Source organism: Kocuria gwangalliensis (assembly GCF_039544365.1).
Lineage (GTDB): Bacteria > Actinomycetota > Actinomycetes > Actinomycetales > Micrococcaceae > Kocuria > Kocuria gwangalliensis.
Genome location: NZ_BAABLN010000068.1, coordinates 1 through 9475 on the forward strand (window position 1 = coordinate 1; position 9475 = coordinate 9475).

Below are 9475 nucleotides of genomic sequence, written 5' to 3' on the forward strand. Positions count from 1 at the left end.
CCACCACGTCACGCCAAAAAACGGCTCAGTGCCGATCCGGGATATCGGCCGCCGGCCCTAACCTGAGTCGGTGGATCGAGGCTAAATGACCCCGTATTGACCCCCAAATGAGACCTCAAATGAACCCGCGAGGCGACGCGACGCAGCGAAGACGGAATCGGCTTCTGACCAGGCGCGTTGTTGCAAGGCGCGGCAATCGACAAGCCCTTGCCGCGCCCGTAGGAACGAATGAGGCCCCCGAAACTCTTGGAGTGCGAAGCACGGCTGCGGACCGTCATCACGGCGATGGGCAGCCCGCCTTCGGCGGGTGCCAGGCCAGGCCCTCCGGGCGGGGTCAGGTCGGCGGGTGCGGTGCTGAGGTTGCGTGCGTCGGCGTGCATCAGCGACCACCGCCCCGGCCGTAGCGCTTGATGACAGCCTGATGCGTGACGCCGAGGGCGTCGCCGATCCTGGCCCAGGTCACCCCGTCGGCGCGGGCGTCGGCGACGGCGATCTCGACGGCCTCCTCCAGCACGGAGCGGAGCACGCCGAGGTCGTAGAGCTGGGCCTCGCCATCGGCGAGGGACGGGTCGCCCTGTCGCCAGCGGAAGCTGGTCAGGTGATCGAAGGCGGCGGAGTTCGCGCTCATCAGCGACCACCGCCCATCACGGCGGCGACGGCGGCGCGCTGTCGCGGCGTCAGCGGAGTGAGTGCCAGGCGCTCACCGGCTCGGCGACCGGCGGCGCGGGCGGCGGCGATGACGGGATCGAGCCCATCAGCATGCGGAACGGGAGACGAGTCCTGATCGAGAGCAGGGCAGTCAAGCGCGGATGCGCGGGGAACGTCGATAACGACAGACATCGGAAGTCCTCAGATATGAGTATCTTCCGGTTCCCCGCCACGGTAGTTGGGCTGTTTGACCGGCTACTCATCCGGGAGCAGAACCCCGCGCTTCTAAGTCGCGGCCCCGGTGGGATCTTCTTGTCTGCAACCACTCTCCCACGAGTCGACTCACCATTGCAATGACGAGTTGACTCATGAGTCAGTCGCGACGCGGCTCTATGCGAATGAGGTCGGGGTCGAACTTCACGTGACCGGGCGCGATGGGCTCGATGGTCACAGTCACCAGCTCGTCCACGAGCATCCGGCGGCGGTCTATGTCCAACGCCTTCCACTTCGACTCGACAACCTCGCGACGCTCCGCGGTGCCGACCGCCTCCTCCACGTCTGCCAGCAGCTTCGCCGCCACGGATACCGAGCGGTCGAGCAGCTCCGCGTCGATCTCGTCGATGCGGACCTTCACGTCGTTGATCGCCGCGGTGATCTCCAGGACCGGCTGATGGATGTCGCGCAGCAGCGGGCTCAGCTCCTTTACGCGCTCGACCAGGGCGTTCCGCTCGGTCAGCAGCTCCTCGCGGTCCGGCCCGTCGTCCTCCTGCGGCATCACGAGGTCGTGCACGTCCACCGACGACAGGCGGGTGAGCACTGCCTCGGTGACCATCGCATCGACGGGCTCGCGTTGGCGGGTGAGGTGGAACTGCTCGCCGCAGCGATACGTCGGCTGCTTGCGGCTGTTCGTCCCCGAGACGAGCGTCGCACCGCACTTCCCGCACAGCCCGATCGTCGACAGGAGGTATTTCGGCTGGTTGCCCTGCCTGGCCGACCTCCGCACGTTGTCCTCCAGCTTCGCCACCGCGGTCCGCCACGTCTGCTCGCTGACGATGGGCGGGAACGCCTCGCCCTGCACCGGGTACAGCTCGCCGGATGCGTAGTGCTTGATGTAGCCACAGTAAAGCGGGTTCGCGAGCAGGTAGCGCACGGCATCGACGGAGAATTCCGAGCCGCGGGCGGTGAGGTGACCAGCGCTGTTCAGGTCCTCGCGGATGCGCCGGATCGACAGCGACGGCTCGCCGAGGAACGCGTCGAAGGCCCGCCGAACCGCGTCGGCCTCTTCCTCGATCAGCTCACCCTCCCTCGACCATCCGAACGCCTTCCAGGCGGACGTGGGGATGCCCTCGGCACGTCGGCGCTCGTTCGACCTGATCTGTCGCTCGGCCTTGCGACGCGCCTCGAACCGGGCGAGAGCGGCGAGCATCGTCGCCCGGAACTCGCCGTCCGCCGTCGAGAGATCGATCTCGCCGTCCACGGTGACGACGCGCAGACCGAGGTCGATCAGCGTGTTCAGGTCCTTCGTGCTGCGCAGGAGCCGGTCCATGTCCACGGCGACCACCATCGAGAACCGGCCCGCGCGGGCGTCGTCCAGCATCTCGGCCCACCGGGTGCCAGCGCGGCGCTTCTTCGTCGCCGACACCGCGTTGTCCTCGTAGACCTCGACGACGTTCCAGTCCTTGGCCTCGGCCAGCGCCCTGATCTTCCTCAGCTGCGTATCGACCGTCCAGCGGTCGCCCTTGCGGTCCATGGAGGCGCGGACGTACGCGGCCACCTCGTTCGTCTTCCTCAGCGCTACCAGTTCGACCATGCAACCAAGCTTACGTGAACGGGCGTTGCAACCACGATATGCGGTACGAGAATCCCCTGTACTTCGCGGAAGAGGCTGCGCAGCTGGACCTCCTGGCCGATGGCCGGGTGGCTCTCGGCGTGAGCAGGGGATCTCCCGAGCCGGCATTGCGCGGCTGGGAGTCCTTCGGCTACACGGGTTCCGAGGACCCGCGCGGCGCGGATATTGCGCGTGAGCATTTCGAGAAGTTCATGCGCGCCATCAAGGGCGAGGCCATGACCTACGCGGATCCCGCCCAGTACGGCGCCGGGGCCACATTGGCCATCGAGCCGCAGTCGCCCGGTCTGCCCGAGCGTATCTGGTGGGGTGCCGGTTCGGCCAAGACCGCCGAATGGGCTGGCGAACAAGGTGTGAACCTCATGAGTTCCACGCTGCTGACCGAAGCCAACGAGGGTTCTTTCGCGGAGCAGCAGGCCGAACAGGTGCGTCGGTTCCGCGAGGCGTTCCGCGCCGCGGGCCACACCCGCACACCGCGCACCTCGGTCAGTCGCAGCGTGTTCCCCATCGTGGGGCCCGAGGACGAGATTTTCTCCTACATGGGGGCGCGCGAGTCCCGGGACCAGGTGGGCGTGATCGACGGGTTCACCTCGATTTTCGGGCGCACCTATGCGGGCTCGCCGGACAGCCTCGTGGAGCAGCTGAAACAGGATCAGGCCGTGGTGGAATCGGACACCCTGATGCTCACGATTCCCAGCCAGCTGGGACCCGAACTGAACCTGCGCATCCTGGAGGACTTCGCCAAGTACGTGGCCCCCGAGCTCGGATGGCAGCCTAATACCGAGGGCCCCGTGACGGGGTACGAGATGTCCTGAGCCGAGCTTGGCGGAGGCGTCCCGTGGTCGGCACTGACGACGTCGCCAAGCTCACCCTCCCGGGGCCGCTCACCGCGTGTGCGCGGCCCCGCACTCACTTAAACTGGTGGGTATGTCCCTGCCGAAAATTGTGCTGTTCTATGTCTTCACCCCCCTGGCCGATCCCGAGGCAATCAAGTTGTGGCAGCAGAACCTTGCCGAGCGCGCCAACGTGAAGGGGCGCATCATTGTCTCCGAGCAGGGCATCAACGCGACCGTGGGCGGGGACATCCACGACGTCAAACGCTACGTGAAGGGCCTCAAGGAGTACGCCCCGTTCAAGAACGCGGACATCAAATGGTCGGACGGAGTGGGGGATGACTTCCCGCGGTTGAGCGTCAAGGTGCGTCCGGAGCTGGTGACCTTTCACGCGCCCGATCCGATCACGGTAACCGAGGATGGCGTGCGGGGTGGTGGCACGCATCTGAAACCGCATCAACTGCATGAGCTCATGGACCAGCGCGGGGAAGAGGTCGTGTTCTTCGACGGCCGCAACGCCGTGGAAGCGCGGATCGGCAAGTTCAAGGATGCGCTGGTTCCGGAAACGGACACGACCCGCGATTTCATTGACGAGATCGAGTCGGGCAAGTATGACGCGTTCAAGGACAAGCCCGTGGTCACCTATTGCACCGGCGGCATCCGCTGCGAGGTCCTGTCCGTGTTGATGAAGAACCGCGGTTTTCAGGACGTTTACCAACTGGACGGCGGGATCGTCCGCTACGGGGAGGCCTACGGCAACAAGGGGCTGTGGGACGGTTCGCTGTACGTGTTCGACAAACGAATGCACATGGAGTTCGAGCCCGGCGCCCGGTCACTGGGATCGTGTGTTGAATGCGGCAATCCCACGCCCCGGTACGTCAACTGCGCCGAGGGCAGCTGCCGGCAACTGTTCCTGTGCTGCGAGGACTGCACCGCATCGGGCGCACGCGATCACTGCCCGGACTGCGTTCCGGTGCCCGCCTGACACGCATCGTTTTCACCGGGGTCTTCGTGCCCCGCGCCACGTACTGCAAAACCTCGTAACCTTGAACTATGACTCAACCCGCGACCCTCATGACCTTCGGCCACGGCACCGCGGATCGCGGCGAGCTGGCCCGGTTGCTCCGCGGTGCCCGCGTCGAACGAATCGTGGACGTGCGCAGGTTCCCGGGTAGTCGACGCAACGACGCCGCCGCACGCGGCCAGATCGAGGAGCTCGCCCACGAGCTGGGTATCGAATACGTGTGGGATGGACGCTTGGGCGGTCGCCGCTCGCTCACCAAGGCCGAGGACGAGGTATCACCGGATCAATGGTGGCGCGTCAAGGCCTTCCGTGCCTATGCCGCGTGGACCCGCACCGAGGAATTTCGTGCCGGCATGGCCGATTTGCTAGCCGGTCTGGACGACAAACGCACGGCCGTGATGTGTTCGGAATCCGTGTGGTGGCGCTGTCACAGGCGCATCATTTCAGATGTGGCCACTGCGGAGTACGGTGTGCGCGTGGTACATCTGATGCACAACGGAAAATTCACGGTGCACGAACCCAGCGAGGGACTGCGCCTGGACGATCGCAGAGACCCGGTATGGGACGGCGCGCAGGCATGAGTCAGACACAAGTAACGGTGAGTGGACCGACGATCACGGACGCCTCGATCACCCTGCTGCGGACCGGCGAGGTGAAGACCCAGCACTGGGGGTCCTCGCGCAGGTTCCGAACGGCCGCCGTGAAGACGCCGCACACCGATCCGGTTCGCCTGACGGTCACGGGTTTCGTGGGGGACGAGCAAGGGAACCCGAAATATCACGGTGGGACCGAGAAGGCCGTGTGCTGTTACCCGGCCGAACACTATGACGAGTGGCGTGCCGAGGGACTTCAGCTGCCGGACGGCGCGTTCTTCGAGAACCTCACCATTCGGGGTGCCACCGAGGACAGGGTGTTCCTGGGTGATGTCTACCGAGTGGGCGGCGCTGTCGTCCAGGTGACCCAGCCGCGCACGCCCTGCGCGACCATTTCCAAGAAGTGGTCCAACCCAGACCTCCCCAAGCTCATGATGAGCACCAATCGCTGCGGGTACTACCTGCGGGTGCTCGACGAGGGTGACGTCGAGGTCGGAGACCGCTTCGAGTTCGTGTCCCGCCTGCCGGATGCGGTGTCCTGCGCCTTCGTGAGTCGGATCATGAACGTGGAGCGAGGAGACCTAGCGGCCATGCGCGAGCTGCTCGAAGCCCCCGAATTTCCCGAACGCTGGCGCAAGCAACTGCTGCGTCGCCTGGGCAAAAGCGCCTGAGCTCGCGCGCGAGTCGCGCTCGGCACTGATTGAACCTCAGCCCGCGCGGTCCGGATCAGATCATCTCCAGCGGCCCCGGCTGGTCCGGCGCGGGGAAGGCCGCGTCAATGGCCCGCAGATCCTCCGCGCTCAGCCGCAGACCAAGGGCACGGGCATTGTCCGCCACATGCTCGAGCGTGGAGGCTTTGGGAATGGCAATCGTGTTGCCGTCCCGGATGGCCCACGCCAGCAGCACCTGTGCGACGGTCGCATTGTGGTTTTCGGCAATGTCCTGGAGGGCCTTTTCCCCCAGCAACTCACCCTGACCGACGGGGGAGTAGGCCATGGCCACGATCTCACGTTGTTTCAGGGCGGGGAACAACTCCAGTTCCGCTCCCCGGCTCGCGGGGTTGTACAGCACCTGATTGACCAGCGGATTCTCCGGGTAGGTCTCCAACTCCGCCAGGTCCACGTTGGACACACCCCAGTCGCCGATCAACCCGCGGTCCACGAGCCGTTCGAAAGCCATGAAAGTTTCCTCCACCGGAAACGACCCGGGCCAGTGCAGCAGGTATAGGTCAATGTGATCGAGCCCCAGGTGACGCAGGCTGCGCTCGCAGGCTTGCTCGGTTCCCTTGGTCGACGCGTTGGACGGCAGGACCTTGTCCACCAGGTACACATCGTCGCGAATCGGCGCGATTGCCTCGCCCACGAGTTTTTCGGAGCGCCCGTTGCCGTACATTTCCGCGGTGTCGATGAGCGTGAGGCCCAGTTCCACACCCCGACGGAGCGTGCTGATTTCGGCCTCGCGGGTAGCGGTAGAGTCACCAATGTTCCACGCTCCCTGCCCGATTGCGCTCAGCTGGGTGCCGTCGGACAGTTCTACGATGCGGTTCACGAGATCTCCTGAGTGAGCGGGGCGGGGTGGACACCACGCTAGATTCTCCGGTGAGTCTCCGCAATTACTCACCCACGTCACATCGCAAGGAGCACCCCAGCCATGACGCCAACGGACCCCCGGCCCACGCTCTTGCCGCACCCGCTCACCGAGCAACTCTTCCCCTCACCCGTGCCTCCCGGCTCGGGTTGGCCGGAGGATCCGGCCTCACAGGACACGCCCGTGGCGCACGACGCCGCTGGGGTGCGGGCGCTCGCGAACGGCGCGAGCGGCGTCGCCGACCTGAACGCCCTGTGCAGCGTGTGCCGGGCCTGCGAGCGGTTGGTGCAATGGCGCGAAACCGTGGCCGAGCACAAACGGGCCTCGTTCGCGGACCAGCCCTACTGGGGTAGACCCGTGCCGTCCTACGGTGACCCGCGCGCTCGGCTCGTGATCGTGGGGCTGGCACCCGCCGCCAACGGGGGAAACCGGACGGGGCGCATGTTCACCGGTGACCGCGCGGGCGACTGGCTGTACGCGGCGCTCTACCGCGCGGGATTCGCCGCTCACGAGACGGTGAGCACCGCCGGAGACGGGCAACGGCTGCGGGGCGTGCGGATGATCGCGCCCGTGCGATGCGCCCCGCCGGCCAATAAACCGCTGCCCGCGGAAAAGGCCGCGTGCGGTGGCTGGTTCGACCGCGAAATGACACTCCTCCCCGAGGTCGAGGGGATCATGGCGCTGGGCGGCATCGCGTGGCAGACCACCTTGGCCGCCGCCGTGCGGATGGGGTGGGGCGTGCCCAAACCCCGCCCCAAGTTCGGACACGGCGCTGTTGCCGCATTGCAGCGACCGGACGGGCGCCCCGTTCGGCTCGTGGGCTGCTACCACGTGAGCCAGCAAAACACGTTCACCGGGCGGCTGACCGAACCCATGCTGGACCGGGCGCTGGCGCTGGCGGCCGGGCGGAATCCCGAAGAGTCGCTACACTCCCAACAATGAGTGTGTGTCCCTGTGGCGGAGGTCCCGCCGGTGCGTCCTTTGCACAATGCTGTGAACCGGCACTGACCAACCAGCGATGGCCGGAGACGGCCGAGGCCCTGATGCGCTCGCGGTACACGGCCTTCGCGCTCGGCCACGAGGATCACTTGTTCCGCACCTGGCACCCCTCGACCCGCCCGTCGGAGGTCTCGGCGGACCCCGGGACCGAGTGGCTGGGACTGACCATCCATGCCACGGAAGCGGGCGGGGAACGGGACGAGAACGGCGTCGTGGAATTCACCGCGCGCTATCTCGCTGCGGGGCGAGGAGAGAGTCAACATGAGGTGTCCCTGTTCCGCAAGCGCGCCGGCCGCTGGATGTACGTGGCAGCCTTGACCGGCGGAGAGCAGTGACGGTTCCTCGTCCTTCGAGGGCGCGTCGCGAGCGCGCTTGGAGTGCGCTGCGTGCCAACGTGGCCGGATTGCCGCCGTCGTGTTTTGCGATGGTGATGGGCAGCGGCATAGTGTCCGTTGGGGCCTACCAATTGGGATTATCGGGACTCTCCCGCGCAATCATGGCCATTGCCGTGGTGGCGTTCGTGATCCTGGTGGGGCTGTCACTGTGGCGGGCTGTGGCCTTCCGGAACTCGCTCATGGACGACCTTCATGACCCGTCCAGGGCCTTCGGGTTCTTCACCGGTGTGGCCGCAACCAATGTGGTGGCCATTTGTCTGATTGCGATCGGGATACACGCCGGGGGGCTGGTTTTGCTTGCTGCGTCGGCCGTGGGGTGGGTGATCCTAGGATACCTGGTGCCGTGGTTCGCCGTCCTGGGGCGTGCTGAGCGGCCGGTCCTGAAGTTGGCCAATGGTTCGTGGTTCATTTGGGTGGTTGCCGTTCAATCCATGGCCGTGGTCAGTGCCACCCTGGAACCGCTTTACCCGGATGGGCGGCAGTTACTGTCCGTGATAGCGGTCATGTGCTGGTCCATCGGGCTCATCCTCCACGCCGCGTGCGCCGTGTTCCTGTCCCTGCGCTTGCTGGTGTATCCGCTCACGCCGGAGAATATCGACCCGCCATACTGGGTGGCCATGGGTTCCCTGGCCATCTCGGTGGTGGCGGGCGCATTGATTGTGGAAATGGACAGCGCCCCCATGGTTGATGTGACCCGCGGGCTGGTGGCCGGCCTGGCCGTGGTGCTGTGGTGTTTCGCCACGTGGCTGATCCCGGTGCTCGTTGCCCTGGGAATCTGGCGGCACGCGGCCAGGAAAATTCCGCTGACGTACCACGCGTCCTGGTGGTCCATGGTGTTCCCACTGGGCATGTACGCAGTGGCGGGGATGTATTTGGGACGGGCCAACCATCTGCCCCTGCTCACCGACATCGGTCAGTGGTTCTACTGGGTGGGAGCTGCCGCGTGGGCGATCACGCTGGTGGCGATGCTGGGCAGGGGGGCACGAACGGCCATGGGTCTGCGCCGCGTTACCGGGATGACCGTTGAATCGTAGGGCTGTTGCTCAGCGCAATTCGTACAGTTTGATTCCCAGAGCGTGAGCCACGCCCGCGGCGCGGCCGGCGTCCGCGGTCATGCCGGTGATCATCTCCTGGGGATCGGGGTGGCTGCCCAGGGCCGAGAGGTACTGCTTGTGACAGCGCAGCGAGTCGACCGCGGCGTCGATATTGGCCTCGGTGAGCTCGACGGCGTAATCAGGAACCACTCCGTTGACGATCAGTCGGGTCACGCCCCACGGCTCCAGGCCCTCACCAGCCATGAGATCGCGGAACACCCAGGGGTTGTCGGCATCCCGTATGGCGTCCAGAGTGGCGAGCCCCGCAGCGCGGTGATCGGCCTGATTCAGACCCCACGTGGCCTTCTCATCCCAGTTCAAGGTGACCACGGTGTCCGGCTTGATCTTCCGAATTTCCCGGGCAATGCGTTTGCGGGCCTTGACCCCGAATCGTGGACACGGTGTCGTTTCGGTTATGCCGCTTCCGTGAGCGTAGCGGAGGCGGCGGTTTCGTAG

General features: G+C 65.9%; 12 protein-coding genes. 7 read left to right on the forward strand and 5 right to left on the reverse strand.

Annotation, left to right across the window (positions count from 1 at the left end):
• Window positions 1-379: 379 nt before the first annotated feature.
• From ABEA06_RS13825 to ABEA06_RS13835, 3 genes are all read right to left on the reverse strand, one after another.
• The gene (locus ABEA06_RS13825) at window positions 380-628 is read right to left on the reverse strand and encodes a hypothetical protein (RefSeq protein WP_006215448.1); all 249 of its coding nucleotides are present in this window, start codon (window positions 626-628) and stop codon (window positions 380-382) included.
• Window positions 628-840: a hypothetical protein gene (locus ABEA06_RS13830; RefSeq protein ID WP_006215449.1), complete on the reverse strand. Its 213-nt coding sequence runs from the start codon at window positions 838-840 to the stop codon at window positions 628-630. The genes ABEA06_RS13825 and ABEA06_RS13830 overlap by 1 nt, the downstream gene beginning before the upstream one ends.
• Window positions 841-1021: 181 nt before the next feature.
• Entirely contained in the window at window positions 1022-2458 is a 1437-nt protein-coding gene (locus ABEA06_RS13835; RefSeq protein ID WP_006358979.1) for a recombinase family protein, read from the reverse strand.
• A 38-nt stretch (window positions 2459-2496) separates the two neighbouring features.
• Between ABEA06_RS13835 and ABEA06_RS13840 the strand changes: the two genes are divergently transcribed.
• The 4 genes from ABEA06_RS13840 (at window position 2497) to ABEA06_RS13855 (ending at window position 5615) form a co-directional block, all read left to right on the forward strand.
• Entirely contained in the window at window positions 2497-3309 is an 813-nt protein-coding gene (locus ABEA06_RS13840; RefSeq protein ID WP_345311879.1) for an LLM class flavin-dependent oxidoreductase, read from the forward strand.
• Window positions 3310-3421: 112 nt separating this feature from the next.
• Entirely contained in the window at window positions 3422-4312 is an 891-nt protein-coding gene (gene trhO / locus ABEA06_RS13845; protein WP_345311880.1) for an oxygen-dependent tRNA uridine(34) hydroxylase TrhO, read from the forward strand.
• 68 nt (window positions 4313-4380) lie between these two features.
• Complete coding sequence (locus tag ABEA06_RS13850) at window positions 4381-4932, forward strand: DUF488 domain-containing protein (RefSeq protein ID WP_190781514.1); 552 nt, start codon at window positions 4381-4383, stop codon at window positions 4930-4932.
• Entirely contained in the window at window positions 4929-5615 is a 687-nt protein-coding gene (locus ABEA06_RS13855) for an MOSC domain-containing protein (RefSeq protein ID WP_190781515.1), read from the forward strand. Before ABEA06_RS13850 ends, ABEA06_RS13855 begins: the two co-directional genes overlap by 4 nt.
• 55 nt (window positions 5616-5670) lie before the next feature.
• Here the strand turns inward: ABEA06_RS13855 and ABEA06_RS13860 are convergent, their stop codons facing one another.
• Window positions 5671-6492 (reverse strand): aldo/keto reductase, encoded by an 822-nt coding sequence (locus tag ABEA06_RS13860; protein WP_345311881.1) that lies wholly within the window; start codon window positions 6490-6492, stop codon window positions 5671-5673.
• Between the two features lie 102 nt (window positions 6493-6594).
• On the opposite strand from ABEA06_RS13860, the gene ABEA06_RS13865 reads away from it, so the two are divergent.
• Genes ABEA06_RS13865 through ABEA06_RS13875 form a run of 3 tightly spaced genes read left to right on the forward strand, consistent with a single transcriptional unit; the run spans window position 6595 to window position 8959 of the window.
• Entirely contained in the window at window positions 6595-7473 is an 879-nt protein-coding gene (locus tag ABEA06_RS13865) for a uracil-DNA glycosylase (RefSeq protein WP_312396420.1), read from the forward strand.
• A complete protein-coding gene (locus ABEA06_RS13870) occupies window positions 7470-7865 on the forward strand; it encodes a YchJ family protein (protein WP_303382590.1) in 396 nt (131 codons plus the stop codon). The genes ABEA06_RS13865 and ABEA06_RS13870 overlap by 4 nt, the downstream gene beginning before the upstream one ends.
• Window positions 7862-8959: a tellurite resistance/C4-dicarboxylate transporter family protein gene (locus ABEA06_RS13875; RefSeq protein WP_345311882.1), complete on the forward strand. Its 1098-nt coding sequence runs from the start codon at window positions 7862-7864 to the stop codon at window positions 8957-8959. Before ABEA06_RS13870 ends, ABEA06_RS13875 begins: the two co-directional genes overlap by 4 nt.
• 9 nt (window positions 8960-8968) lie before the next feature.
• Here the strand turns inward: ABEA06_RS13875 and ABEA06_RS13880 are convergent.
• On the reverse strand, window positions 8969-9475 hold a 507-nt coding region (locus ABEA06_RS13880), incomplete at its 5' end, for a PIG-L deacetylase family protein (RefSeq protein WP_425559540.1).